Annotated in this window: 25 protein-coding genes and 2 tRNA genes; 17 read left to right on the top strand and 10 right to left on the bottom strand. The window is 45.7% G+C overall.

Translation table 11 applies throughout. The annotated features are described in order from the left end of the window. Positions 1-47 precede the first annotated feature (47 nt). From TW81_RS18390 to TW81_RS18375, 4 genes are all read left to right on the top strand, one after another. A tRNA-Thr gene (locus TW81_RS18390) sits at positions 48-123 on the top strand. Positions 124-141: 18 nt separating this feature from the next. Further along, positions 142-217 (top strand) — tRNA-Asn (locus TW81_RS18385). 172 nt (positions 218-389) lie between these two features. Next, on the top strand, positions 390-989 hold the full coding sequence (locus TW81_RS18380) for a hypothetical protein (RefSeq protein ID WP_045957202.1): 600 nt from the start codon (positions 390-392) through the stop codon (positions 987-989). Positions 990-997: 8 nt separating this feature from the next. Beyond that, positions 998-1,729: an oxygen-binding di-iron domain-containing protein gene (locus TW81_RS18375; protein ID WP_045957201.1), complete on the top strand. Its 732-nt coding sequence runs from the start codon at positions 998-1,000 to the stop codon at positions 1,727-1,729. Positions 1,730-1,800: 71 nt separating this feature from the next. On the opposite strand, the gene TW81_RS18370 is transcribed toward TW81_RS18375, so the two are convergent. The 8 genes from TW81_RS18370 to mlaF all read right to left on the bottom strand — a co-directional run bounded on the left by TW81_RS18370 (position 1,801) and on the right by mlaF (position 7,231). Beyond that, positions 1,801-2,541 carry a 1-acylglycerol-3-phosphate O-acyltransferase gene (locus tag TW81_RS18370; RefSeq protein ID WP_045957200.1) on the bottom strand — a complete coding sequence of 247 codons (741 nt, stop codon included), beginning with the start codon at positions 2,539-2,541 and terminating at the stop codon, positions 1,801-1,803. Positions 2,542-2,655: 114 nt separating this feature from the next. After that, positions 2,656-3,915, bottom strand: coding sequence for a UDP-N-acetylglucosamine 1-carboxyvinyltransferase (murA, locus tag TW81_RS18365; RefSeq protein ID WP_045957199.1), 1,260 nt, complete (start codon positions 3,913-3,915; stop codon positions 2,656-2,658). Between the two features lie 9 nt (positions 3,916-3,924). Further along, a complete protein-coding gene (ibaG, locus tag TW81_RS18360) occupies positions 3,925-4,179 on the bottom strand; it encodes a BolA family iron metabolism protein IbaG (protein WP_045957198.1) in 255 nt (84 codons plus the stop codon). Next, complete coding sequence (locus TW81_RS18355; protein WP_045957197.1) at positions 4,172-4,501, bottom strand: STAS domain-containing protein; 330 nt, start codon at positions 4,499-4,501, stop codon at positions 4,172-4,174. The genes ibaG and TW81_RS18355 overlap by 8 nt, the downstream gene beginning before the upstream one ends. Then, positions 4,501-5,139, bottom strand: coding sequence for an MlaC/ttg2D family ABC transporter substrate-binding protein (locus tag TW81_RS18350; protein WP_045957196.1), 639 nt, complete (start codon positions 5,137-5,139; stop codon positions 4,501-4,503). Before TW81_RS18350 ends, TW81_RS18355 begins: the two co-directional genes overlap by 1 nt. A gap of 10 nt (positions 5,140-5,149) precedes the next feature. Continuing rightward, the gene (mlaD, locus tag TW81_RS18345) at positions 5,150-5,626 is read right to left on the bottom strand and encodes an outer membrane lipid asymmetry maintenance protein MlaD (RefSeq protein ID WP_045957195.1); all 477 of its coding nucleotides are present in this window, start codon (positions 5,624-5,626) and stop codon (positions 5,150-5,152) included. Positions 5,627-5,645: 19 nt separating this feature from the next. Further along, complete coding sequence (mlaE, locus tag TW81_RS18340) at positions 5,646-6,434, bottom strand: lipid asymmetry maintenance ABC transporter permease subunit MlaE (RefSeq protein WP_045957194.1); 789 nt, start codon at positions 6,432-6,434, stop codon at positions 5,646-5,648. After that, a complete protein-coding gene (gene mlaF / locus TW81_RS18335; protein ID WP_045957193.1) occupies positions 6,431-7,231 on the bottom strand; it encodes a phospholipid ABC transporter ATP-binding protein MlaF in 801 nt (266 codons plus the stop codon). The genes mlaE and mlaF overlap by 4 nt, the downstream gene beginning before the upstream one ends. A 242-nt stretch (positions 7,232-7,473) precedes the next feature. Between mlaF and TW81_RS18330 the strand changes: the two genes are divergently transcribed. The 12 genes from TW81_RS18330 (at position 7,474) to mgtE (ending at position 16,643) form a co-directional block, all read left to right on the top strand. Then, a complete protein-coding gene (locus TW81_RS18330) occupies positions 7,474-8,439 on the top strand; it encodes a calcium/sodium antiporter (RefSeq protein ID WP_045957192.1) in 966 nt (321 codons plus the stop codon). 19 nt (positions 8,440-8,458) lie between these two features. Further along, positions 8,459-9,424, top strand: coding sequence for a KpsF/GutQ family sugar-phosphate isomerase (locus TW81_RS18325; RefSeq protein ID WP_045957191.1), 966 nt, complete (start codon positions 8,459-8,461; stop codon positions 9,422-9,424). After that, positions 9,424-9,981 carry a 3-deoxy-manno-octulosonate-8-phosphatase KdsC gene (kdsC, locus tag TW81_RS18320; RefSeq protein WP_045957190.1) on the top strand — a complete coding sequence of 186 codons (558 nt, stop codon included), beginning with the start codon at positions 9,424-9,426 and terminating at the stop codon, positions 9,979-9,981. Before TW81_RS18325 ends, kdsC begins: the two co-directional genes overlap by 1 nt. Continuing rightward, positions 9,978-10,541, top strand: a complete 564-nt coding sequence (gene lptC / locus TW81_RS18315; RefSeq protein WP_045957189.1) for an LPS export ABC transporter periplasmic protein LptC — start codon at positions 9,978-9,980, stop codon at positions 10,539-10,541. Before kdsC ends, lptC begins: the two co-directional genes overlap by 4 nt. Beyond that, the gene (gene lptA / locus TW81_RS18310; RefSeq protein WP_045957188.1) at positions 10,522-11,019 is read left to right on the top strand and encodes a lipopolysaccharide transport periplasmic protein LptA; all 498 of its coding nucleotides are present in this window, start codon (positions 10,522-10,524) and stop codon (positions 11,017-11,019) included. Before lptC ends, lptA begins: the two co-directional genes overlap by 20 nt. A 2-nt stretch (positions 11,020-11,021) precedes the next feature. Further along, the gene (gene lptB, locus TW81_RS18305) at positions 11,022-11,747 is read left to right on the top strand and encodes an LPS export ABC transporter ATP-binding protein (protein WP_045957187.1); all 726 of its coding nucleotides are present in this window, start codon (positions 11,022-11,024) and stop codon (positions 11,745-11,747) included. 50 nt (positions 11,748-11,797) lie between these two features. Beyond that, positions 11,798-13,264, top strand: a complete 1,467-nt coding sequence (locus tag TW81_RS18300; protein WP_045957186.1) for an RNA polymerase factor sigma-54 — start codon at positions 11,798-11,800, stop codon at positions 13,262-13,264. A 27-nt stretch (positions 13,265-13,291) separates the two neighbouring features. Further along, entirely contained in the window at positions 13,292-13,579 is a 288-nt protein-coding gene (gene hpf / locus TW81_RS18295; RefSeq protein WP_045957185.1) for a ribosome hibernation promoting factor, read from the top strand. 5 nt (positions 13,580-13,584) lie between these two features. After that, the gene (gene ptsN / locus TW81_RS18290; protein ID WP_045957184.1) at positions 13,585-14,031 is read left to right on the top strand and encodes a PTS IIA-like nitrogen regulatory protein PtsN; all 447 of its coding nucleotides are present in this window, start codon (positions 13,585-13,587) and stop codon (positions 14,029-14,031) included. Beyond that, positions 14,031-14,888, top strand: coding sequence for an RNase adapter RapZ (gene rapZ / locus TW81_RS18285; RefSeq protein WP_045957183.1), 858 nt, complete (start codon positions 14,031-14,033; stop codon positions 14,886-14,888). Before ptsN ends, rapZ begins: the two co-directional genes overlap by 1 nt. Positions 14,889-14,898: 10 nt before the next feature. Further along, positions 14,899-15,177 carry an HPr family phosphocarrier protein gene (locus TW81_RS18280; RefSeq protein WP_045957182.1) on the top strand — a complete coding sequence of 93 codons (279 nt, stop codon included), beginning with the start codon at positions 14,899-14,901 and terminating at the stop codon, positions 15,175-15,177. A gap of 110 nt (positions 15,178-15,287) precedes the next feature. Beyond that, positions 15,288-16,643 carry a magnesium transporter gene (mgtE, locus tag TW81_RS18275; protein ID WP_045957181.1) on the top strand — a complete coding sequence of 452 codons (1,356 nt, stop codon included), beginning with the start codon at positions 15,288-15,290 and terminating at the stop codon, positions 16,641-16,643. Between the two features lie 66 nt (positions 16,644-16,709). Here the strand turns inward: mgtE and metH are convergent, their stop codons facing one another. Continuing rightward, on the bottom strand, positions 16,710-20,387 hold the full coding sequence (gene metH, locus TW81_RS18270; protein ID WP_045957180.1) for a methionine synthase: 3,678 nt from the start codon (positions 20,385-20,387) through the stop codon (positions 16,710-16,712). A 169-nt stretch (positions 20,388-20,556) separates the two neighbouring features. Between metH and TW81_RS18265 the strand changes: the two genes are divergently transcribed. Further along, positions 20,557-21,843: a cation:proton antiporter gene (locus TW81_RS18265; RefSeq protein ID WP_045957179.1), complete on the top strand. Its 1,287-nt coding sequence runs from the start codon at positions 20,557-20,559 to the stop codon at positions 21,841-21,843. A gap of 57 nt (positions 21,844-21,900) precedes the next feature. Here the strand turns inward: TW81_RS18265 and TW81_RS18260 are convergent, their stop codons facing one another. Continuing rightward, positions 21,901-22,962: an AI-2E family transporter gene (locus tag TW81_RS18260; protein WP_045957178.1), complete on the bottom strand. Its 1,062-nt coding sequence runs from the start codon at positions 22,960-22,962 to the stop codon at positions 21,901-21,903. Positions 22,963-23,285 lie beyond the last annotated feature (323 nt).

Below are 23,285 nucleotides of genomic sequence, written 5' to 3'. Positions count from 1 at the left end.
ATTTATTGTTGGTGCTTAACACGAACAATATAAGAAAAATAAAGAGCGCCGACTTAGCTCAGTAGGTAGAGCAACTGACTTGTAATCAGTAGGTCACCAGTTCGATTCCGGTAGTCGGCACCATTTTTCTTAAAGAACAATTCCTCCTTAGCTCAGTTGGTAGAGCGACGGACTGTTAATCCGCAGGTCGCTGGTTCGAGCCCAGCAGGAGGAGCCACTTTTAAAAGCCAAGTCGCAAGACTTGGCTTTTTTTGTTTTCAGATTTGATTTACTTACATCAAGTAAATGCTCCATTCACCTCGATCCCCAGCCTAGGAATTACTCGACTTAATTGGCAAAAATGCATCACGCTTCCTATAGTTACTCCATAATATTTATAAGGAAACACTATGGCTAGCAAGCAATTATTTGTCGTTGCTGCGGAGATTTCTGCGGAACTCAACCGCGGTGTACTTATTGCTAAACAACTTCAACTGGTGGCAAGTAATGCACGCGCACTTGCACTTCGAGCAGGAGAAAGCGCGGCAGGCTTTCATCCTATTACAGACTCTATTGATGAATTGGTGCGGCTCACGCTCAGTGCCTCGAATAGCATTAATTTAAAAGCGCAAAGATTAAGTCAGATAGCCACTGCCGAGGCGCGTTCACGCACAGTGCTAGAGCATTTTAATACGGTTTACGCTCGCTCCCAAGATGCCCCTTATCTCCACAGTTTAGATACCACTCGAACTCAGTGTTACCAAGAAACTGAAACGCTCAATACTCGCTTCAATGAAGGCTCTAAAGAGCTAAGTAGCCTACTGAATACGTTATACAGCGAACTGAGAGTCGCACTTATCATCTCGACTATGCTTAGCGTCGAAGCATCACAAGTCGATGAGCGTTTTAAGGGACAACTCAATTCCATCGCCGAAAATGTCCAACAGTCTGCAGAGTCTATCCGTGCTCATGTTCTTCAATCCCTGAAGCTTTTCTCTCTTTTTGAATAAGGAATACTATGCAATCCAAAGTGTTATTCCGAGATGGTGAACATCGCTGGGTCATGTTTGCCCGAGATCCGCACAAGCCTGAAAAGATCATCGACACTAATCAATACATGATCGTCAACAAGCAGCAGGCAATATTGCTTGATCCCGGTGGGATCGAAATGTTCTCTTCGATGTTAAGTAGCGTCGTCAAAGAGGTTCCGACTGACCATATTAAATATCTATTTGCCTCGCACCAAGACCCAGACATCATCTCTTCTCTAGGGTTATGGGATAAAGCCCTGCCGAGCGCTACCTTGTACTCTCCTTGGCTGTGGGAAGGGTTCATCCGCCACTTTGGCATGGAGTCAATCTCGTTTTCCCCAATCAAAGATGAAGGTGGCCATTTGTCACTGGCTGACATCGATATCGAATTTGTTCCTGCTCACTATATGCATTCATCGGGTAATTTCTCGGTGTATGATAAGAAAGCCAAAATCCTAATGTCTGGCGATATCGGCGCTGCGCTTGATGCACCAGATGCTCCTCTATTCGTCGAAGACTTTGAAGCTCACATCCCAAAGATGGAATATTTCCATCGTCGTTGGATGCCCTCTAATCAAGCTAAGAGTGCGTGGATAAAACGAGTCAGCGCGCTAGATATCGAGATGATATGCCCGCAACATGGTGGAATTTTCAAAGGAGAGAATGTGAGTAAATTTTTAGCTTGGCTCGATGAGCTCAACGTCGGTATCGCAGTGTGATAAGTACAGATGTAAAAAAGCCAGTCGCTCGATAACTGGCTCTTCGTTCAAGCGATAGATCGCACTATGGGTTAGGCTTTTACGCCTTGTTGCTGATTAAGTATTGCCACTTCGTTATCTAACTCTTCCAGCTTGGCTTTCATTTGCTCTCGGCAGGTGTTGGCAAGTTGGCGAACATTTTCTTTGCCGTAGCCATCGACAGAGACCGGAGGCAACATTTCGATAATCACATGACCATTGTTCCAACGGTTAAGTTTAATTCCCGCTGTTGAGCTACATACAATCGGTATAATCGGCAACTTAGCACCCACTGCTGCATGGAAGGCTCCGGTTTTAAATGGCAACAATCCGCGACCACGTGAACGTGTGCCTTCAGGGAACATCCAAACCGATACATCACTGCTGTTTAGGTTGTCTACGACCTGATCTATCGTGCCTTTCGCTTTTGAACGATTCGCACGGTCAATGAGAATGTTGCCCGTTAGCCAGTAAAGCTGACCAAAGAGCGGCATCCATGCGAGGCTTTTCTTACCTACAGTGACCACTTTAGGTGTTACAGCAGATGAAACTGTAAATAAGTCCCAGTTATTCTGGTGGTTAGCGATATAAACATGCTGCCCGCGCTGGTAAGCATCTTCAGGAATACGCAGTTCAAGCTTAATGCCAAATATACGCGACATCTTGCCAAACATGCGGCCGAAGGTGAATACGTGTTTCGGGTTACGTGGGCTTAACAAGCAGTAGCCACAGCCAAAAACAAACATCACAATTGCAAATATCGCAACAGCTAATACACGTAATAGTGCAATCATTATGGATCTCCAAAATAGAGAGTCAAAGTTCGTTGAGCTGACTCTAACCTATCTATTCATCATAAAAAAGCCGAAACTTAAGTTTCGGCTTACAAGCGTTAGCTGATTCTATCTCTAATCTCGAAAACGTTCAATATTTGCGCCTAACGCAGATAGCTTGTCTTCAATTTTGTCGTAACCACGATCGATGTGATAAATACGATCGACAATCGTTTCACCGTGAGCAATACAACCTGCGATAACTAGGCTTGCTGATGCACGAAGGTCTGTTGCCATCACTTGAGCACCGCTGAGTTCATCAACGTCACCACAGATGACTGTATTGCCTTCGATTTCGGCTTTTGCCCCCATACGCATCAGCTCTGGCACATGCATAAAACGGTTTTCAAAAATGGTTTCAGTAATCACACCACCACCTTTGGCCATTAGGTTTAGCAAGGTAAACTGGGCTTGCATATCCGTCGGGAAGCCTGGATGAGGAGCCGTGCGTACAGTGACAGCCTTAAGCTCTCGGTCTGTCATATCAACAGAGATCCAATCATCTCCCGTTTCAACTTTTGCTCCCGCTTCTTCCAGTTTTGCTAGGACAGCTTCGAGAAGATGCGCTTTGGTATTGCGACAAACTACTTTGCCACCCGATACTGCAGCGGCAACAAGGAATGTTCCGGTTTCAATGCGGTCGGCCACGACAGAGTGCTGACCGCCACCTAGGCGTTCCACACCTTCAATCGTAATCGTGTCTGTACCTGCACCAGAGATTTTTGCCCCTAGCTTGTTGAGGAAATCAGCGGTATCGACGATTTCAGGCTCACGTGCTGCGTTGTCGAGCACCGTTTTACCCTCGGCCAGTGTCGCAGCACACATGATGGTGATCGTCGCGCCCACACTCACTTTATCCATTACGATATGCGCACCTTTGAGGCGACCATCGACATTAGCTTTAACATAACCGTCTTCAAGCGTAATCGTCGCGCCTAGCTGCTCTAAACCGTGGATATGCAAATCAACAGGGCGAGCACCAATCGCACAGCCACCAGGTAGCGATACTTGACCTTGACCAAAACGAGCGACCAAAGGACCAAGAGCCCAGATCGACGCACGCATAGTTTTTACCAAGTCATACGGCGCACAATACTCATTGATGCTGCTTGGATCGACATGTACTGAACCGTTACGTTCGACTTTCGCCCCTAAACGCTTTAGCAACTCCATAGTGGTGTCGATATCACGTAGACGCGGCACGTTTGCCACTTCAACAGGTTCTTCTGCCAGAATAGAGGCAAACAAAATCGGCAGTGCAGCGTTTTTTGCACCTGAAATGGTCACTTCACCTACAAGAGGTTTTTTTGAACCGGTTACTCGAAACTTTTCCATCATTAAACCTTACAGCGACATCAACTTCTTATCACGGGCCCACTCTGCAGGAGTGTAAGCTTTAATAGAAACCGCGTGGATGTCATTTCTTTGGATGTATTCCATCAGTGGTGCATAGATTAGCTGTTGTTTTTTAACGCGACTCATTCCATCGAAACAAGCATCAACAGCCACTACTTCATAATGACTGCCTTCGCCTTTTACGTGCAGCTCTTCTAAATTCAGTGCTTCGTTTAAAATCTGTTGTACTTTTGCGCTATCCACAATCCACCCCTGTCGTATTCTTTAAATGCCCAGCAATGAGGTCATCAACATTGCTCAACTGAAATAATGTGCGCAGTTGTTCCGGCACGAAACTGAGCATTATATGACAGTTTTGCTTTTTTGCATTCTCTATTAGATGAATTAGCATCACCATGCCCGCAGAGTCGACACGCGTTAAGCCCTGTAAAGAGATATCGACCTGTTGCTCCGGCAATGAAATCGCTTGCAAAGATAGCCATAGCTTGGGAACAGAATCGCGTGACAAGTCACCTGTAAGCGAGTACTGACTCTCGCCATGTTGATTCCATGTGGCGACCTTCATTAAGATTTGCTCTCAATACGAATCGGTTGTTGTGCCAATACTTCTAGCTCTTCGGCGACCGAAACAATACCCTCTTGGCGTAGCTTAGTGCTCCATTCAGACTGCTTGCTCGACAGCAGACTAATTCCCTCTGCAATCATATCGAAAGCCTGCCACTCGCCACTGCTTTTGTCTCGACGCAGCTTGAACTCCAACTTTATGTTTGGTCGTGGTGCATCAACAATATCCACTCTGATACTGGTAATACTCTTATTTGGGTCAAGTTTGGGTTCTGGGCCAAACTCTATCGTTTGATCAGTATATTGCGTCAATACCTGAGCATAGGAAGTGACTAAGTAGGCGCGAAACGCAACAATAAACTGTGTAACATCGTCACGCTTAGCCCCTTTTAGATTTGGGCCAAGTAGCTTGAGTGCAGTATATTTCTCGTTGATATACGGCATAAACTCGTCTTCAATAATCACTTTTAGATGATTTGGATCTTGTTTTATCAGATCTTGTTCCGCTTTAAGCCGAGCAAATGCGACCTCCGAAACCTGCTTCATCATTTGATAAGGTTGAGTTTTGTCAATTTCGTTCGCTGTGACACTCATTGTCACAAGCACTGAAAACAGAGTAAGTACTAACTTTTTCAACATTACCTTCTCCTTACTCTTCTGAACCGCCAACGCTGTACAGCACCTGACCGATTAAGTCCTCAAGTACCAGCGCCGATTGGGTATCTTCAATGTAATCACCATCCACCAGCATTTGTTCATCGTCAAACACAAAGCCGGGCGTTAAACCTATGTACTGCTCGCCAATCAAGCCAGAAGTTAAAATCTTAACACTGGATGTCTCTGGGAATTGTTGATAGGTGCTGCTTATCGCCATAGTGACGACAGGTAACAAGGATTCGCTATTAAGACCGATACTGGTTACGCGACCAATCACTACCCCACCGACTTTAACTGGTGAGCGTACTTTTAAACTGCCGATGTTATCGAACTCGGCTTTGAGAGTATAAGTATCACTTGAGCCAAGACCCTTTACGTCAGCAACTTGAAAAATCATCACTAGAATTGCGCAAATTCCAGCGACTACAAAGCTACCAACCCATAATTCAATTTTTCGAGTTTGTTGCATGATTAGTATCCAAACATCCTTAATTCCCAAACATCAAGGCAGTTAGTACGAAGTCTAGACCAAGTACAGCCAAAGAAGAGTGAACAACAGTACGCGTCGTTGCTCGACTGATACCCTCCGAAGTCGGTATGGCATCGTATCCATTAAAAAGCGCTATCCATGTCACCGTGAACGCAAAAGCTAAGCTCTTGATAAAACTGTTGCCAATATCTTGTCCAAGCTCAACCGAAGATTGCATCGCAGACCAAAAACTGCCGTGATCAATGCCCTTCCAATCAACGCCAACCAACTGCCCTCCCCATATGCCAACCGACATAAAAATCATCGCCAGCATCGGCATCGAGATAACCCCAGCCCAAAAGCGAGGAGCAATAACGCGCTTAAGTGGGTCAACGGCCATCATTTCCATACTAGAGAGCTGTTCCGTTGCTTTCATAAGCCCAATCTCGGCGGTCAGCGCTGAACCTGCGCGCCCAGCAAAAAGCAATGCAGTCACTACAGGGCCGAGCTCACGTAGCAACGACAAGGCAACCATCTGACCTAGCGCACCTTCTGCACCGAAATCCACCAAAATTACATAGCCCTGCAGGCTAAGCACCATACCGATAAACAGACCAGATAGGATGATAATAATCAGTGATTGGACACCAACGCTATAAAGCTGCTTGACCAATAAAGGCAGATTTTTGATAGGACGTGGTTTAGTGGCTAAGGCACCAAATAGCATCAGGCTAGCTCTACCAAACGCTTCGCAGACCGACATACTACGCCGACCAACCGAAGTGATAAAATCCACTAAGCTTGTCATTGTGAGAACAGCTCCGTTGCTAAAGGCTGAGATGGAAAACGGAAAGGTACTGGCCCGTCAGCATCACCTTTAAGAAATTGTTGTACTTGTGGGTCGGTATTGGTGCGCAACTCATCTGGTGTGCCACTGGCAATCACTTTACCGTTGGCCAAAATGTAGACCAAATCTGCAATACTCATTACCTCAGGCACGTCATGTGAAACGACAATGGAGGTCACGCCCAAAGCTTGATTAAGATTGCGAATCAGTTCAACCAACACACCCATAGTAATTGGATCTTGGCCAACGAACGGTTCGTCATACATGATGAGTTCAGGATCTAGCGCTATGGCCCTCGCCAGTGCTGCACGTCTTGCCATACCACCAGAGAGTTCACTTGGCATTAATTGAGCAGCACCACGCAAACCAACCGCTTCTAATTTCAGCAGTACCAAAGTACGAATCAAGGACTCATCGAGCTCGGTATGCTCACGCAATGGGAAAGCCACATTGTCAAACACCGATAAATCGGTAAATAGCGCGCCGGATTGAAACAGCATGCTCATTTTTTTACGTTGCTGATAAAGTTTGCCGCGGCTTAAAGTGGGTATATCGTGGCCATCGAACCAGATTTCACCACTCTGGGGATAAATCTGACCGCCGATCAAACGCAATAAGGTGGTTTTGCCAATACCCGATGGGCCCATAATCGCAGTTATTTGACCTTTAGGGACACGTAAATTGACATTATCAAAGATTTTACGCTCTCCACGAGCAAATGTTAGCTGCTTGACCGTGACTAGGTCTTCGGATTCCATTCTGCGCTCATACTCATACCGTTAGAATGAGCAATCATAAGCACATTCAATTCGAATTTAAAGCACTGTTCAATTAAATGTGAGTGATTCGAATTATCACTCATTTCCTCCTATCTGTCAGTGTGGAATAAGAGAATAGTTATTGGATTAACAATTAATTGAATGAACTGCTTTTCTTTTTACCCCCAAACCGTCAAAATTGACGGTTAAATTCTCTCGCTGTATATGGATTAGGAATCATCATGCTCGAAGCCGTTGTGTTTCTTATAATTGGATTGGTATTTTTGGTGTGGAGTGCCGACAAGCTAGTATTTGGTGCTGCAGCCCTCGCGCGCAACATTGGTATTTCTCCGCTTGTTATCGGTATGACAATCCTAGCAATGGGCTCTTCAGCACCTGAGATGATGGTTTCCGCCACTGCCGCTCTAGATGGCAAAACCGATACCGCTGTCGGTAATGTCTTAGGCTCTAACATCGCCAACATCGCTTTGATTTTGGGTATTACCGCGCTAATCAAGCCACTTTCTATCAGCTCTGGGGTTCTACGTCGCGAGTTGCCTTTGATGATTGGCGTCACGCTACTGGCTGGCGTTTTATTGTGGGATAGTCATTTAGGCTTCTACGAAGGTGTGTTGCTGTTCGTCTTGTTTGCCGCCTTTATTATTGCCATGCTGCGCATCAGCCGTAATGAGAAAAATAATGGCGATGCATTTATTGAAGAGCAAGAGTCTGAGGTTCCTGAAGGAGTCAGCAACACCAAGGCGGCAATCTGGGTCGTTATTGGCCTGATTATTTTGCCACTGGCCGCCGATCTGTTGGTTGATAATGCCGTCATCATCGCCCAGTACTTTGGCATGAGCGATCTTGTCATAGGACTGACCATCATAGCTGTAGGTACCAGTTTACCAGAGCTTGCTGCTTCTCTGGCTGGTGTGATGAAAGGTGAAGACGATATGGCCGTGGGTAATATCATAGGTTCCAACGTATTCAACATTCTTGCCGTGATGGGTATCCCAGGTATTCTCAACCCTTCGGTGCTCAGTGAATATGCGATGGGGCGTGATTTTTGGGTCATGCTAGGTGTCTCACTATTACTGGTTGCCATGGCACTGGGTAAATCTCGTAGCATCAACCGCTTTGAAGGCGCAGCACTATTTTGCTGCTTTATTGGCTACCAAGCCTATTTAATTATGAACATGACCGCTTAAACCCTTTTCGGAGTTCTGTATGTTTGACTATCGCTCTGCAGCATTAGAAGTATTAAAGACCGAGATCACCGCACTAGAGCAGCTCGACCAATATCTCAATCAAGATTTTGTCAAAGCGTGTGAACTGATCCTAGCCAACAAAGATGGCAAAGTCGTGGTCATGGGTATAGGTAAATCAGGTCACGTCGGCAATAAAATTGCGGCAACTCTCGCCAGTACTGGCAGTTCAGCTTTCTTTGTCCATCCCGGAGAAGCCGCGCATGGCGACTTGGGTATGATTAAGCCCGGAGACATTGTCCTCGCCATATCTAACTCAGGTGAGTCGGATGAAATATTAAGCTTATTCCCGGTTCTAAAGCGTCTAAATATCAAGATCATTAGTATGACAGGCAAGCCACAATCCAATATGGCGAAACTGTCCGATATTCATCTGCAGATCACCGTACCAAAAGAAGCATGCCCATTAGAGCTTGCGCCAACTTCAAGCACAACCGCGACCCTGGTTATGGGTGATGCGCTCGCCGTGTCAATTATGCAAGCACGTGGCTTTACCGCCGAAGACTTCGCTCTATCACATCCGGGGGGGGCGTTAGGCAGAAAGCTGCTGCTCAAACTTTCCGATATCATGCACTCTGGCGCTGACTTACCCTTAGTGACGCCGAACACTGTCGTACGTGACGCGCTATTGGAGGTCAGTCAAAAAGGGCTAGGCATGACCGCTGTCGTCGATGACCACCAGCAACTGGTCGGAATTTTTACCGACGGCGACTTGCGCAGAATTCTTGATAAGCGTATCGATATTCACAGTGCATTGATTGGTGAGGTAATGACCGTCAACCCGACTATCGCAACCCCGAATATGCTTGCCGCACAAGGTCTAAACTTAATGCAGGACAAAAGTATTAACGGTCTGATCTTATGTGACAACGGCAAAGTCGTTGGCGCTCTTAATATGCATGACTTACTAAAAGCTGGAGTAGTGTGATGTCGTTGATGGTCGAAACTTTGTATCAACCCGTGGAACAATCCATTGTTGAAATTGCCAAACAGATTAAGTTACTGATTTGCGATGTGGACGGCGTTTTCTCTGACGGCCTCATTTACATGGGCAACCATGGTGAAGAGCTAAAAACATTTCATACGCGTGATGGCTATGGCGTAAAATCGCTAATGAACGCCGGTATCGAAATTGCGATCATCACAGGTCGACGTTCACAAATCGTTGAAAACCGCATGACAGCATTGGGCATCAAGCTGATCTACCAAGGTCAAGACGATAAAATCAAAGCGTATCAGGACATTTGCAATAAACTCAATATCGCGCCGGAACACACTGGCTACATAGGTGATGATCTGATTGATTGGCCAGTCATGGAACAAGTAGGACTAAAAGTGTGTGTCGCGGACGGGCACCCACTGTTGGCACGCCGAGCTAATTATGTCACTTCGATTCGAGGTGGACATGGCGCCGTTAGAGAAGTTTGCGACCTTATCCTACAAGCACGAAACGAACTTGATGTTCACAAAGGTCTAAGTATATGAGTCTATCTCGTATTGGCTATCTCATCTTGAGTTTCATAATATGCTGGTCTGCTTACTATCTTTTCGATAAGCAGCAGAGTTATGATATTCAAGTTGAGCCAGATACAGAGCTGCCGATGTTTAGTGGCGAAGGCCTAGTTAACACCTCATATAGTGAGGGCGGTATCCGTAGTTATGTCATTACATCGGTCAATCTCGACCACTATGCAAAAAGTGGCGATACCATTTTTAAACGGCCTGTCCTTAAAGTATATAAGGAAGGCACCACTCAAGAGTGGGAAGTAACAGCCGTCCGTGGTGTTCTTAGCAAAGATCACGTTTTAACGCTTTATGAAGATGTTTTAGCGACAAACTTATTACCAGATTCCGGTTTTGACACCCTGTCCACCGATGTTATGAATATTCAGTTGGACAGCAGGGACTTTTGGGCCGACAACCAAGTAATTATGGTTGGGCCTCAGTTTGAAACATTAGGGCAAGCGATGACGGGGAATTTCGCCGATAATCACGCTACCCTCTACAATCGCGTACAAAGTAGATATGAAACTCTCACACCTTAGTCTGATTTCTTGTTTATTACTGTCTAGCCAAGCGGTGGCGTTATCAACCGACCAAGAACAACCGGTTTATATCGACTCAGACAGCCAGCAGTTAGACATGCAGAGCAATAAAGTGACTTTCCTTGGCGACGTAAAACTCAAACAAGGCAGTATCAATATTAACGCCGACAAAGTCATTGTGACCCGAGATCCCAAAGACGGTTCGATTCAAGAAATTGAAGGGTACGGTGATTTAGCGACCTTTTCTCAGCTCACTGATGATGGGAAAACTCTGTATGGCGAAGCCAAAGAGCTGTACTACGTCATGGTTGACGATCAGTTAACTATGATCGATCAAGCCATGCTTTCCCAAGATGATAGCGTCATTCGTGGTACTAAAATTCGTTACAAAATCTCATCTCAGAAGCTCATTGCTGATGGTAAAGAGAAAGGCGATCGCGTTTCTACCGTTCTTCAGCCACAAGCAGTACAAGAATAATTATGGCAATACTAAAAGCTGAGCACTTAGCAAAAACTTACGGCAACCGCACAGTAGTGACGGACGTCAGCCTGCAAGTCGAGTCTGGCCAGATCGTAGGTCTGTTAGGACCGAATGGAGCGGGGAAAACCACTTCGTTTTATATGATCGTCGGCCTAGTCGCGCGTGATGAAGGGGCGATTACCATTGATGGCCAAGATATCAGTATTTTGCCGATGCACAGTCGCTCACGCATGGGGATCGGTTACCTTCCTCAGGAAGCCTCTATTTTCCGTAAGTTATCGGTAGAAGATAACATCATGGCAGTTCTGGAAACACGCGAGGAAATGACGCGTGAAGAGCGCCAGGACAAGCTGGAAGATTTGTTAGAAGAATTCCACATTCAGCACATTCGCCATAGTGCGGGTATGGCATTATCTGGGGGTGAACGTCGCCGGGTAGAAATCGCGCGCGCATTGGCGGCCAACCCACAGTTTATCTTGTTGGATGAGCCCTTTGCTGGGGTTGACCCGATCTCAGTTATCGACATCAAAAAGATCATCGAACACCTAAGAGATCGTGGTCTTGGCGTATTGATTACCGACCATAATGTCCGCGAAACTCTAGATGTGTGCGAAAAAGCCTACATTGTAAGTCAAGGCCACCTGATCGCTGAAGGCACACCAGAGCAAGTGCTGAATAACGAGCAAGTGAAACAAGTTTATCTCGGTGAACAATTCCGTCTATGATTAAAGGAAAGAACGGTGAGATTCTCCAGCATTAAGGCAAATACGACTGAATGAAACCCTCATTACAACTTAAGCTAGGACAGCAGTTAGCGATGACTCCTCAATTGCAACAAGCGATTCGCTTGCTGCAACTGTCAACGCTAGATCTTCAACAAGAAATTCAAGAAGCCTTGGATTCCAACCCTCTTCTTGAGGTTGAAGAAACCAGTGATGAGCCGTCGGCAGAAGAAACCAACCGCAGCGAAGAAAAAGAGCCTACCGTTGAGCTAGCCGAAACAGCCGAGCCTGAAGTCAAAGACAGCTCTGAGCTAATCGAAAAATCTGAAATCAGTAATGACTTGGAGATAGATACCACTTGGGAAGATGTCTACAGTGCCAATACTGGTAGTACCGGAATTGCACTCGATGACGACGCACCCGTTTACCAAGGTGAAACGACTCAATCTCTTCAAGACTACCTTATTTGGCAGTTGGATCTCACACCGTTTAGCGAAACAGACCGAACCATTGCCTTAGCACTGATTGATGCGATTGACGATTATGGCTATCTCACGCTATCAACTGAAGACATTCTCGAGAGTTTCGATAACGAAGAGATTGAAATCGAAGAAATCGAAGCTGTACGCAAACGCGTTCAACAGTTTGATCCACTTGGGGTCGCCTCGGTCAACCTACAAGACTGTTTACTGCTTCAATTAGCCACCTTCCCAGAAGATACGCCTTGGTTATCTGAAGCTAAAATGGTGCTGACCAACCACATTGACCAGTTAGGTAACCGCGATTATAAACTGGTGATTAAAGAGACTAAGCTCAAAGAATCAGAGCTACGAGAAGTGCTGCAGTTAATTCAGCAACTCGATCCAAGACCTGGCAGCCGAATCGCTTCCGAGCATGCTGAGTATGTCATCCCTGATGTCTCGGTATTTAAAGATCACGGTAAGTGGATCGTCACCATCAACCCTGATTCCGTACCTAGACTTAAAGTTAATCAGCAGTACGCCGCATTAGGTAAAGGCAACAGTGCTGACAGCCAATATATTCGTAGTAATCTTCAAGAAGCCAAATGGTTAATCAAAAGCTTAGAAAGTAGAAACGAGACGCTGCTCAAAGTTGCCAAGTGTATTGTTGAACATCAGCGCGATTTCTTTGAGTATGGTGAAGAAGCCATGAAGCCAATGGTGCTCAATGATGTGGCATTAGCTGTCGACATGCATGAGTCCACCATTTCTAGGGTAACGACACAGAAATTTATGCATACCCCACGTGGCATTTTTGAATTGAAGTACTTTTTTTCCAGCCATGTCAGTACTGACAATGGCGGAGAGTGCTCATCAACTGCAATCCGTGCACTGATTAAAAAGCTTGTTGCTGCCGAAAACAGTGCCAAGCCACTCAGTGATAGTAAGATTGCAGCTCTACTCGCTGACCAAGGGATTCAGGTCGCTCGTAGGACAATCGCGAAATATCGTGAGTCTTTAGGAATAGCCCCTTCAAGTCAGCGCAAACGCCTACTTTAGTAGGTCAACAACCGAGAAGGAAAGTCTATGCAAATCAATATTACTGGCCACCACGTTGATCTCACTGACTCAATGCAAGACTACGTAAACGAAAAGTTTCAAAAGCTCGAGCGTTTTTTTGACCACATCAACAGCATTCATGTTGTATTAAAAGTTGAAAAACTCCGTCAAATCGCAGAAGCTACCCTTCACGTAAATCAAGCTGAAATACATGCTTCGTCCGATGATGAGAACATGTATGCAGCAATCGATTCGCTCGTCGACAAACTGACTCGACAGCTTAACAAGCACAAAGAAAAGCTAAACGCCCATTAACTACCATGCAACTAAGTGAAATCCTAACATTGAACTGCACTAAGAGTGCAGTTCAATGTACTAGTAAAAAACGAGCCCTTGAAATGATCAGCGAACTTGTGGCTGAGCAAACCGGGCAAAACTCAACCGAACTTTTTGAATGTATGCTCAGTCGTGAAAAAATGGGCAGTACTGGCATTGGAAATGGGATAGCTATTCCCCATGCCCGTATGCAATCGAGCGATAAAGCTGTCGCTGTTTTGCTGCAATGTGAATCACCTGTCGAATTTGACTCGATTGACAATCGACCTGTCGACCTTCTGTTTGCTCTGCTGGTACCCGATGCACAGTGTAAAGATCACCTCAAAACATTAGCGAGCATGGCAGAGCGCCTCAACGACAAACAAGTGCTTAAACAACTGCGCAAAGCTCAGTCAGACCAAGAACTGTACGACATCATGGTTAACCAATAATGCGTCTTATCGTTGTCAGCGGCCAATCCGGTGCAGGTAAAAGCGTGGCTTTGCGTGTGCTGGAGGACTTGGGTTATTACTGTGTCGATAACCTACCTGTCGATCTGCTCGAAGTGTTTGTTCAATCGGTAGAAACCAGTAAACAAAACGTCGCTGTCAGCATTGATATTCGCAACTTGCCCACTGAACCCAATCTGGTTGAAGATGTTTTAACTAAACTCAAGCAAAGTTCAGACGTCAGTGTGCTGTTTCTGGATGCAAACAAAGAAACGCTGCTCAAACGCTACAGTGAAACTCGGCGTATTCACCCTTTGACACTGAGCCTAGAGAATACATCTCTAGAGCAAGCGATTGAAAAGGAACGCTGTATTCTTTCACCACTTAAAGAACATGCCGACTTAATCATCGATAGTAGCAATCGCTCGCTGCATGAACTGAGTGAAACCGTACGCATGCGGATAGAGGGACGCGAGAGAAAAGATCTCGTTATGGTGTTCCAATCATTCGGCTTTAAATATGGTTTACCCAGTGATGCAGACTATGTGTTTGATGTCCGTTTTCTGCCCAATCCACATTGGGAACCCACTTTAAGACCTCTTACCGGTCTCGATGCGCCAATAAAGTCATTTCTAGAAAGTCATCAAGAAGTGATGGAACTGAAACAACAAATTCAAAAATTCATCGAACACTGGTTACCGCTACTTGAGAAAAATAACCGCAGCTACCTCACCGTTGCCATTGGGTGTACAGGCGGAAAGCATCGATCTGTATACTTAACTCAGCAAATCGGTGAATATTTTGCCCAGATGGGTCATCAGGTTCAAATACGCCACGCCTCACTAGAGAAAAATCTATAAGGAACTATTTATGCCGCAGCAAAGCCGTACTGTCTTAATCCAAAATCGTTTAGGTCTCCACGCGCGTGCTGCTGTTAAGTTAGTCGAGCTAGCTCAGTCATTCGACGCCATTCTGACCATCCAAAATCATGAAGGCAAAGAAGCTACTGCCGACAGCGTAATGGGGCTATTGATGCTTGAATCCGCGCAAGGTGAATATGTTACCATTAGTGCCGAAGGTGGCGATGCGATCCCAGCCCTCGCCGCAGTGTGCCATCTAATTGAAGACAAGTTTGACGAAGACGAATAATTCACCGCGAATAATCACTAAATGCTCTTCCTTCACAATAACTTATTAAATCCATTCTAAAATTAAGTTACTATCACAGCATTGTAAGCATTGAGAGTCAGGAGGAATGAATGGCAGAGCAAATAGAATTCGATCAAGCTCACCAAGCCCTCCAAGAAGTCACCGAAGCGCTAGAAAATGGTCGCTTTGTCCATGTCCGCCGCCAACTGCAAGACATGGAACCGGAAGATATTGCGCATCTATTAGAAGCCTCTCCTCGTAAAAGCCGTGAAGTACTCTGGCAACTGACCGATCCCGAAGATTACGGTGAAATTCTTGATGAACTCAGTGAGGACGTTAAAGACAATCTCGTGTCAAAAATGGCACCTGAGATGTTGGCAGAGGCGACCGAGGGCATGGAGACCGATGACGTAGCCTACGTTCTTCGCAGCCTCCCAGATGATGTTTCTCGTGAAGTTCTTTCTCAGATGGACGCGAATGAGCGTTTACTGGTTGAAACCGCACTTTCTTACCCGGAAGATACCGCAGGTAGTCTAATGAATACCGACGTCATTACCATTCGTGGTGATGTCGATGTTGATGTTGTACTACGTTACTTGCGTATGAAGGGCGAACTGCCTGAAGCAACCGATGCGCTCTACGTGATTGATGAAGAAAGTCGCTTGATTGGTGAACTTCCTATCACGACTCTGCTCACCACACAGCCCGATGTCAAAATCAGTGATGTGATGGAAGATACGGATGAAGCGATAGACGTCACGATGAGCGACTCTGATATCGCTAGCCTGTTTGAGCGCCGTAATTGGGTATCGGCTCCGGTTATCGATGAAAACCAACATTTGGTCGGCCGTATCACCATCGATGATGTAGTCGACGTTATTCGTGAAGATGCCGAACACTCTATGATGAGTATGGCCGGTATGGACGATGATGAGGATACCTTTGCCCCGGTAGTCAAATCAGCTCGCAAGCGCAGTATTTGGTTAGGTGCGAATGTGCTTGCAGCGCTCGCCGCTGCATCTGTGTCAAACATGTTTGAAGCAACACTCGATCAAATGGCGGCGATTGCCGTGCTCATGACGATTGTTCCCTCGATGGGTGGTGTTGCTGGCAACCAGACCGTCGCGCTGGTGATTCGCGGTCTTGCTCTTGGTCATATCGGTGATTCCAACCGACGTGAGTTATTGTTGAAAGAGGCAGCTATCGGTTTACTCAATGGCATTATGTGGGCACTGATTATCGGCGGTATTGTGGTGGCTTGGAAAGGTAACTGGATGCTAGGAGGCATTATTTCAGCCGCTATGCTAACCAATTTGTTAGTGGCAGGTGTAGCCGGAGTGACAATACCTATTATGCTCAAGAAAATGAACATTGACCCAGCACTCGCAGGCGGTATGGCTCTGACAACGGTCACTGATGTTATCGGCCTATCCGTCTTCCTTGGTTTAGCCACCATTCTCATTTAGTTTGGTTAAATCACATGAATAAAAAAGCGCAGCCTGTTAGCTGCGCTTATTTTTATCTTCTAAATGCTAGTTGAGGTTTGGACCTAGCCATTTCTCTGCTTCCAGCATGTCCCAGCCTTTACGCTCAGCGTAACTTTCCGCTTGATCCTTTTGGATCTGAGCGATCGCAAAGTAACGAGAGTCAGGATGTGAGAAATACCATCCCGAAACTGACGCACCCGGCCACATCGCGTAACTGGTGGTTAGAGACATATCAATCGTCTCTTCCACCTTTAGTAGTTCCCATAGCGCGCCTTTTTCAGTATGTTCAGGACAAGCAGGATACCCTGGAGCAGGTCGTATACCCTGATATTTTTCGCGAATCAACTCATCGTTAGATAGGTTTTCTTGCGCAGAGTAGCCCCAAATTTCCTTACGTACTCTTTCATGCAGATATTCAGCAAAAGCTTCTGCTAAGCGATCTGCAACCGCCTGAATCATGATCGCATTGTAGTCATCACCAGCCGCTTTATACTCATCGGCTAATTGGCGCTCGCCAATTCCTCCAGTCACAGCAAAGGCACCAATCCAATCTTTCTTACCACTCGATTTAGGTGCAATGTAATCCGAAAGACAGTAGTTAAAGCCTTTAGGTTTCTCAGTTTGCTGACGTAAGTTATGCAGCACTTTCGCCACTTCAGTGCGCGACTCATCTGTGTAAACTTCAATGTCATCACCCACACTTGCCGCTGGGAACAGTGCACACATCCCACGCGCTTTGAGCAAACCTTCTTTCTCAACTCTATCTAACAAGTCATTGGCATCTTTAAACAAACGCTGAGCTTCTTCACCCACTTCTTCATGCTCTAAAATTGCAGGGTATTTACCTACGAGCGACCAAGTCATAAAGAAAGGAGTCCAGTCGATATAGTTGCGCAGTGTCGCAACATCAAAGTCATTGAATACATGAACACCTTGTTTCGCAGGTGCTGGCGGAGTATAAGCTCGCCAGTCAATCGCAACTTTATTCGCTCGCGCCTGTTCTAACGTCACCGGTTTGGTACGAGGGCGTTTACGGGCGTGTTGATCGCGTACAACGTCGTAGTCCGCTTGGAGCTTTTCAACAAAAGCAGGTTTCTGTGTCTCAGATAGCAGCGCTGAACACACACCGACCGCGCGTGACGCATTGTTGACGTAAACAACAGGATGCGAATAGTTCTGCTCAATTTTAACCGCCGTGTGCGCTTTTGACGTGGTTGCACCGCCAATCAGAAGCGGCAAGTCGAAATTGAGACGCTCCATCTCTTTCGCTACATGCACCATTTCATCCAGTGATGGCGTAATCAAGCCAGAGAGACCAATGATATCGACATTCTCTTCCTTGGCGACTTTGAGGATCTGTTCACACGGCACCATAACGCCAAGGTCAATGATCTCATAGTTATTACACTGGAGAACCACACCAACAATGTTCTTACCGATATCGTGGACATCGCCTTTCACTGTCGCGAGCAATATTTTACCGTTAGTCGATCCAGCTTGTTTCTCAGCATTGATATAAGGTTCTAAATGCGCCACCGCCTGCTTCATAACGCGAGCCGATTTTACCACCTGCGGCAAGAACATCTTACCTTCACCAAATAGGTCACCAACAACGTTCATACCATCCATCAGAGGGCCTTCTATGACCTCTAGTGGTTTACTGGCATTCACTCGTGCCTCTTCTGTATCTTCAACGATAAATTCCGTGATGCCTTTGACTAGCGCATGCTCTAAACGCTTTTCAACTGGCCAAGTTCGCCACTCAAGTGCTGAAGCGTCTTCCTCTTTGCCAACTCCTTTATTGGCATATTCAGCCGCGATATCAAGCAAGCGCTCAGTGCCATCTTCACGACGGTTGAGAACGACATCTTCAACCGCTTCACGCAATTTGTCTGGTACGTTGTCATAAATTTCCAACTGACCCGCGTTAACGATGCCCATATCCATACCATTTTTAAAACAGTGGTAGAGGAACACAGCATGAATGGCTTCTCGAACATAATTGTTGCCGCGGAAAGAGAACGAAACGTTAGATACCCCACCCGAGATCATTGCATAAGGAAGATCACGTTTGATATCAGCGACAGCATCAATAAAATCGACTGCGTAGTTATTGTGCTCTTCGATACCAGTGGCAATAGCGAAGATGTTCGGGTCAAAAATAATATCTTCTGGTGGGAAACCGACTTCATCAACCAAAATACGATATGCGTTGGTACAGATCTCTAGCTTGCGTTCTCGAGTATCGGCTTGTCCTACTTCATCAAAGGCCATAACAATAACCGCAGCACCATAGCGGCGGATCAGTTTGGCTTGTTCAACAAACTTCTCTTTGCCTTCTTTGAGCGATATCGAGTTAACAATACCTTTGCCTTGAATACACTTCAGCCCCGCTTCGATCACTTCCCACTTAGATGAGTCGACCATGATCGGAACTCGGGAGATTTCGGGTTCAGAAGCACAAAGGTTAAGAAAACGCACCATACAGGCTTCAGCATCGAGCATGCCTTCATCCATGTTGATGTCGATAATTTGCGCGCCGTTCTCTACCTGTTGACGAGCAACATCTAGCGCTTCGTCATAAAGTTCTTCTTTGATCAGGCGCTTAAAGCGAGCCGAACCTGTGACATTGGTTCGTTCACCGACGTTGATAAATAACGTCTCCTTTTCAATCGTCAGCGGCTCTAATCCAGAAAGGCGGCATGCAACGGTTAACTCTGGTAGTGGGCGCGGCTTGAGTTCGGCAACAGCCTCCGCCATATGGCGAATATGTTCAGGTGTGGTACCACAACAGCCACCGATCAAATTGAGGAAGCTACTTTCAGCCCACTCTTTGACGTGAGTGGCCATCTCTTCAGGAGAGAGATCATATTCACCGAATGCGTTTGGCAGACCTGCATTAGGGTGCGCAGAAACAAAGCTTTCTGAAATACGCGCAAGCTCTTCAACGTACGGGCGAAGTTCATCAGGCCCTAAAGCACAATTGAGACCAAATGAAATAGGTTTAACATGGCGAAGAGAGTTATAAAAAGCTTCTGTCGTTTGACCAGAAAGGGTACGCCCGGAAGCATCCGTAATAGTACCGGAAATCATGACCGGTAGCGTGCTCCCTAACTCTTCGAACACAGTATCAACGGCAAAGGCACACGCTTTCGCATTCAAAGTATCAAAGATGGTCTCGATAAGAATTAAATCTGCACCACCTCGAATCAAGGCTCGGGTCGATTGTGAATAAGCTTCTACCAGCTCATCAAAGCTGACATTTCGATAACCTGGGTCATTTACGTCCGGCGAAATAGAACATGTACGGTTGGTTGGACCTAATACGCCAGCGACATAACGCGGCTTTTCCGGTGTTTTATTCGTCCATTCGTCTGCCACTTCTCGTGCTAACTGAGCAGCAGCGAAATTAATTTCTTCGCTTAGGCTTTCCATCTCGTAGTCAGCCATGGCGATGGTGGTCGCGTTGAAGGTGTTAGTTTCAAGAATATCCGCACCAGCTTCTAAATATGCGCTGTGAATATCTTTAATTAGCTGAGGCTGAGAAAGAACCAATAAATCATTGTTGCCTTTCAAATCGCAATGCCAGTCAGCAAAACGCTCACCTCGATAATCTTGCTCTTCAAGTTTGTAGTCTTGGATCATGGTTCCCATACCACCATCAATCAACAAGATACGTTGTTTCAATTGAGCTTCAATCTGTTGCCTTACATTACTTCCCACAGTACAACCTCATTCCTTTCGTTATCGCTCCATCCTATCACAGTTCAAAAAGGAGTCTAGACGTCTAAACAATCAAATTAATGACTTATTTATCGTAAAAAAGTGTTTGCTATTTGAACACAGGGATCCGAAAATCCCCATTCATAATTTGTTACATGTAGAGAGTCCAATGTCGGTCTATTACACGCTCTGTTTTTTATCTGCCGCCGCTATGTTGATAGCCTTTGTAAACAGTAAGATAGGTAAGATGCAAACTACAATAGCAATCACAGCAGGTTCTATGATGCTATCCTTACTGATCCTGGTTGCTGGTCAAAATAACTGGTTTCATTTAACAGAGATTGCTTCTAAGACCGTTTCTAGCATTAACTTTGAAGATTTTCTACTCAAAGGGATTCTAGGGTTCCTTCTGTTTGCCGGGGGGCTAGGCATCAAGCTGCCCAACTTAAAGGACCAAAAATGGGAAATTACTACCCTCGCCCTCGCCGCAACACTATTTTCTACCTTCTTTATCGGCTTTGCTCTGTACTGGTTCTGCCAGGTCATCGGTATTCAGTTTGACCTTGTTTACTGTTTGCTGTTTGGTGCACTGATTTCTCCTACCGACCCGATTGCGGTTCTGGCCATCGTAAAAAAACTTGATGCGCCGAAACGAATTTCAACTCAAATTGAAGGTGAGTCCCTTTTTAACGACGGTTTTGGCTTAGTCATTTTCGTCACCATCTATACCATTGCATTTGGCAGTGAAGCACCAACATTTGGCAGTGTCACTCTCCTGTTCATACAAGAAGCGATTGGTGGCATTTTCTATGGCTTTGCATTGGGGTTACTGTTTCATTTTCTAATCAGCTCAACCGACGATCACTCAATGGAATTGCTATTGACGATCGGCGTGCCAACCGCAGGTTATGCGTTTGCCGACATCATCCACGTATCAGGGCCACTTGCCATGGTTGTCTCAGGTATCATGATCGGAAACTGGACTCGTTTCATCGGTTTTTCTAAGGAGAGTGAAGATCACCTAGACCATTTTTGGGAGCTAGTTGACGAATTCCTTAACGGGGTACTGTTCTTGTTGATCGGCATGTCAATGCTACTGTTCGAATTCCACGAAGAAGACTGGATTGTAATGGCATTCTCTGTACCGCTTGTTTTAGCTGCTCGCTATCTCAGTGTCTTCTTATCATACGTGGGTTTTAAGCGTTATAGAAAGTACAACTCTTGGTCAGTCAAGATACTTACTTGGGGCGGCTTGCGAGGTGGGCTAGCATTGGCGATGGCTCTATCGATTCCATCAGGCGTATGGGTCGTTCAAGACAAGCTGATTGATGTTAAAGAAATCATCTTGGTCATGACCTATTCTGTGGTGGTGTTCTCGATCTTGGTTCAGGGCTCAACCATCACGCCTATGATTGAAAAGGCGAAGAAAGAAGAAAAGCTCAAAGCTAACAGCTAACCCAATCGCTATCAAATATGAAAAGGGCTCTGTACTTACATGCAGAGCCCTTTTACATTATTCAGACTCGGAGCCTTCGTTAACCCAAGCCTCTAGAAGCTTGTAGGTTAAACTCAGTATCACGGCCCCGACAAACAACCCAACAATACCTGATGTCGCCATTCCACCTAACGCTCCCAATAAAATCACAAGCATGGGAACATCAGAACCACGGCTGAGTAGCATCGGCTTAAGGAAAGTGTCACTGGCGCTGACTAAGAAACACCAAATAAAGAACAAACTTGCCGCCAATGTCGATTCAACGCTAAACATATAGATAATCGCTGGTAGCAAAGCCAATATTGGCGGTAACTGAATGATTGCAACGATTAAAACCGCGAGAGCCCAAAGCACTGCTGCAGGAACATCTGCGATAACAAGACCCAGCATAGCCAACACAGACTGAATAACCGCAACACCGATAACTCCTTGCACGACACCACGAACGGTTTTCTTCGAGAGGGAGACAAGCATATCCCCCTTTCCATCACTGATCCGCGTCACAAGCTTAACCATGCCTGCCTGGCACTTGTCCGCATTCGCCATAAATAAACCAGCGATGATGGTCGAAATAATAAACTGGAGTAAGCCTCCGGCAACAGATCCCAGTATAGAAGCTGATTTAGTTGCAATGCTCTTAAGCTCTTCAGAATACGTAGCTATAGCCTCTTCTATATTGGTGTAAGAGAGCATCAAAGCCGAATATAACTTGTCACCTATTATCGGCCAATCTTGTATTGACGCCCTTGGTTTGGGCATCTCTAACGTACCATTTTGAAGGCCAGTGATAATTTCGGAAGAACTGGTGTAGATACCAGAGGAAATGAAAAACAGAGGGAGCAATAGCAGGATCACACCAATAAAACTTAACAAACCGCTCGCTTTACCTTTTGACAGCTTAGTTTTATTTGAGATAAATAGCGCCACCGGATATAGAGCAGTAGCGATAATAGCCCCCCAAGTAACAAGAAGAGCAAATGGGCGCAAAATAGTAAAACAAAAATACGTCAGTATCGCGACCGCTGCTATTTTTATCGCTGCGTCTATGGCGTGCTTCGAAAATTCTTCGTTGACCTTCATCATCAATCCCTAATAAGCCTTTTAGGCAATTATTTTTGAAACAGTGAGTTAGCTATTTATCTTAACCTGAGTTTAGCAAAATATAAGGGGCAATTTGCTAGCGGCAGAGTAAATTTAAGCACAGTGCAAAAAACGTAGTATTTACCTTGAATCAAACAAGCGAATTAGGTTACTTGAGCTATGTTTACTCTATGACTCTAATCGCTATCAGGTAATGAAAGGAAGGCTGTTTAGAATGGCACAAGATGATTATTCGATAGAAACGAAAAGACCTCAGCATTGCTGCTGAGGTCTGGAATAAATGGCGGAGCGGACGGGACTCG

The sequence above is a fragment of the Vibrio galatheae genome, from assembly GCF_000967545.1.
Lineage (GTDB): Bacteria > Pseudomonadota > Gammaproteobacteria > Enterobacterales > Vibrionaceae > Vibrio > Vibrio galatheae.
The sequence above is the reverse complement of the archived record's forward strand: the minus strand, read 5'-3'. Positions and strand labels throughout refer to the sequence as shown.

What these genes read in the sequence shown, in the direction of transcription:
- TW81_RS18380 (WP_045957202.1), top strand. Translation starts at nt 390, where the DNA reads ATGGCTAGCAAGCAATTATTTGTCGTTGCTGCGGAGATTTCTGCGGAA.
- TW81_RS18375 (WP_045957201.1), top strand. Translation starts at nt 998, where the DNA reads ATGCAATCCAAAGTGTTATTCCGAGATGGTGAACATCGCTGGGTCATG.
- TW81_RS18370 (WP_045957200.1), bottom strand. Translation starts at nt 2,541, where the DNA reads ATGATTGCACTATTACGTGTATTAGCTGTTGCGATATTTGCAATTGTG.
- murA (WP_045957199.1), bottom strand. Translation starts at nt 3,915, where the DNA reads ATGGAAAAGTTTCGAGTAACCGGTTCAAAAAAACCTCTTGTAGGTGAA.
- TW81_RS18355 (WP_045957197.1), bottom strand. Translation starts at nt 4,501, where the DNA reads ATGAAGGTCGCCACATGGAATCAACATGGCGAGAGTCAGTACTCGCTT.
- TW81_RS18350 (WP_045957196.1), bottom strand. Translation starts at nt 5,139, where the DNA reads ATGTTGAAAAAGTTAGTACTTACTCTGTTTTCAGTGCTTGTGACAATG.
- mlaD (WP_045957195.1), bottom strand. Translation starts at nt 5,626, where the DNA reads ATGCAACAAACTCGAAAAATTGAATTATGGGTTGGTAGCTTTGTAGTC.
- mlaE (WP_045957194.1), bottom strand. Translation starts at nt 6,434, where the DNA reads ATGACAAGCTTAGTGGATTTTATCACTTCGGTTGGTCGGCGTAGTATG.
- mlaF (WP_045957193.1), bottom strand. Translation starts at nt 7,231, where the DNA reads ATGGAATCCGAAGACCTAGTCACGGTCAAGCAGCTAACATTTGCTCGT.
- TW81_RS18330 (WP_045957192.1), top strand. Translation starts at nt 7,474, where the DNA reads ATGCTCGAAGCCGTTGTGTTTCTTATAATTGGATTGGTATTTTTGGTG.
- TW81_RS18325 (WP_045957191.1), top strand. Translation starts at nt 8,459, where the DNA reads ATGTTTGACTATCGCTCTGCAGCATTAGAAGTATTAAAGACCGAGATC.
- kdsC (WP_045957190.1), top strand. Translation starts at nt 9,424, where the DNA reads ATGTCGTTGATGGTCGAAACTTTGTATCAACCCGTGGAACAATCCATT.
- lptC (WP_045957189.1), top strand. Translation starts at nt 9,978, where the DNA reads ATGAGTCTATCTCGTATTGGCTATCTCATCTTGAGTTTCATAATATGC.
- lptA (WP_045957188.1), top strand. Translation starts at nt 10,522, where the DNA reads ATGAAACTCTCACACCTTAGTCTGATTTCTTGTTTATTACTGTCTAGC.
- lptB (WP_045957187.1), top strand. Translation starts at nt 11,022, where the DNA reads ATGGCAATACTAAAAGCTGAGCACTTAGCAAAAACTTACGGCAACCGC.
- TW81_RS18300 (WP_045957186.1), top strand. Translation starts at nt 11,798, where the DNA reads ATGAAACCCTCATTACAACTTAAGCTAGGACAGCAGTTAGCGATGACT.
- hpf (WP_045957185.1), top strand. Translation starts at nt 13,292, where the DNA reads ATGCAAATCAATATTACTGGCCACCACGTTGATCTCACTGACTCAATG.
- ptsN (WP_045957184.1), top strand. Translation starts at nt 13,585, where the DNA reads ATGCAACTAAGTGAAATCCTAACATTGAACTGCACTAAGAGTGCAGTT.
- rapZ (WP_045957183.1), top strand. Translation starts at nt 14,031, where the DNA reads ATGCGTCTTATCGTTGTCAGCGGCCAATCCGGTGCAGGTAAAAGCGTG.
- TW81_RS18280 (WP_045957182.1), top strand. Translation starts at nt 14,899, where the DNA reads ATGCCGCAGCAAAGCCGTACTGTCTTAATCCAAAATCGTTTAGGTCTC.
- mgtE (WP_045957181.1), top strand. Translation starts at nt 15,288, where the DNA reads ATGGCAGAGCAAATAGAATTCGATCAAGCTCACCAAGCCCTCCAAGAA.
- TW81_RS18265 (WP_045957179.1), top strand. Translation starts at nt 20,557, where the DNA reads ATGTCGGTCTATTACACGCTCTGTTTTTTATCTGCCGCCGCTATGTTG.
- TW81_RS18260 (WP_045957178.1), bottom strand. Translation starts at nt 22,962, where the DNA reads ATGAAGGTCAACGAAGAATTTTCGAAGCACGCCATAGACGCAGCGATA.